This is a genomic window from Klebsiella sp. Q11 (assembly GCF_964241505.1).
Classification (GTDB): domain Bacteria; phylum Pseudomonadota; class Gammaproteobacteria; order Enterobacterales; family Enterobacteriaceae; genus Klebsiella; species Klebsiella michiganensis.
The window spans coordinates 1-1,537 of record NZ_CAXSXW010000040.1; the positions used below are offsets into that span (position 1 = coordinate 1).

A 1,537-nucleotide genomic window follows, 5' to 3' on the forward strand; every position below is an offset into this window, starting at 1 on the left:
TGCGGCTCCCCTATACGGTTAACCTTGCTACAGAATATAAGTCGCTGACCCATTATACAAAAGGTACGCAGTCACCCAACAAGTGGGCTCCTACTGCTTGTACGTACACGGTTTCAGGTTCTTTTTCACTCCCCTCGCCGGGGTTCTTTTCGCCTTTCCCTCACGGTACTGGTTCACTATCGGTCAGTCAGGAGTATTTAGCCTTGGAGGATGGTCCCCCCATATTCAGACAGGATACCACGTGTCCCGCCCTACTCTTCGAGTTCACAACCTGTGCGTTTTAGTGTACGGGAGTATCACCCTGTACCCTGCGACTTTCCAGACGCTTCCACTAACACACAAGCTGATTCAGACTCCGGGCTGCTCCCCGTTCGCTCGCCGCTACTGGGGGAATCTCGGTTGATTTCTTTTCCTCGGGGTACTTAGATGTTTCAGTTCCCCCGGTTCGCCTCGTTAACCTATGTATTCAGTTAACGATAGTGCAACGAATTGCACTGGGTTTCCCCATTCGGACATCGCCGGCTGTAACGGTTCATATCACCTTACCGACGCTTTTCGCAGATTAGCACGTCCTTCATCGCCTCTGACTGCCAGGGCATCCACCGTGTACGCTTAGTCGCTTAACCTCACAACCCGAAGATGTTTCGTAAAACATCGTCGTGTCGCGAAAATTTGAGAGACTCGAACACACTTAAACAGTGTGTCGTTTCAATTTTCAGCTTGATCCAGATTTTTAAAGAGCAAAACTTCGCAGTGAACCTTTTCAGGTACACTCTGAAGTTTTCTTGTGTTGTGCAGTAAAGATGGTGGAGCTATGCGGGATCGAACCGCAGACCTCCTGCGTGCAAAGCAGGCGCTCTCCCAGCTGAGCTATAGCCCCATCGTAGTTAATCTCATCAACCTTAATTTCTGTTGAGGCAAGGCGTGGTGACACGAAGCATACTTAAAGTATGTGAGTGTCGCCGCAACGCAGCATCAGCAGAAATTTGGTAGGCCTGAGTGGACTTGAACCACCGACCTCACCCTTATCAGGGGTGCGCTCTAACCACCTGAGCTACAAGCCTGCAGAGATTTTTTACTGCTACATTTTCATCAGACAATCTGTGTGAGCACTACAAAGGCAGGTTCTTTAAGGTAAGGAGGTGATCCAACCGCAGGTTCCCCTACGGTTACCTTGTTACGACTTCACCCCAGTCATGAATCACAAAGTGGTAAGCGCCCTCCCGAAGGTTAAGCTACCTACTTCTTTTGCAACCCACTCCCATGGTGTGACGGGCGGTGTGTACAAGGCCCGGGAACGTATTCACCGTGGCATTCTGATCCACGATTACTAGCGATTCCGACTTCATGGAGTCGAGTTGCAGACTCCAATCCGGACTACGACATACTTTATGAGGTCCGCTTGCTCTCGCGAGGTCGCTTCTCTTTGTATATGCCATTGTAGCACGTGTGTAGCCCTACTCGTAAGGGCCATGATGACTTGACGTCATCCCCACCTTCCTCCAGTTTATCACTGGCAGTCTCCTTTGAGTTCCCG

2 tRNA genes and 2 rRNA genes are annotated in these 1,537 nt (G+C 50.4%); all 4 read right to left on the reverse strand.

Annotated elements, in window-relative coordinates:
- Positions 1-626: ribosomal RNA gene (locus tag ACESQ2_RS28370) — 23S ribosomal RNA — on the reverse strand; the annotation flags it as partial.
- 178 nt (positions 627-804) lie between these two features.
- Positions 805-880: transfer RNA gene (locus tag ACESQ2_RS28375), tRNA-Ala, on the reverse strand.
- 107 nt (positions 881-987) lie between these two features.
- Positions 988-1,064, reverse strand: a tRNA-Ile gene (locus tag ACESQ2_RS28380).
- Positions 1,065-1,135: 71 nt separating this feature from the next.
- A 16S ribosomal RNA gene (locus ACESQ2_RS28385) occupies positions 1,136-1,537 on the reverse strand; the annotation flags it as partial.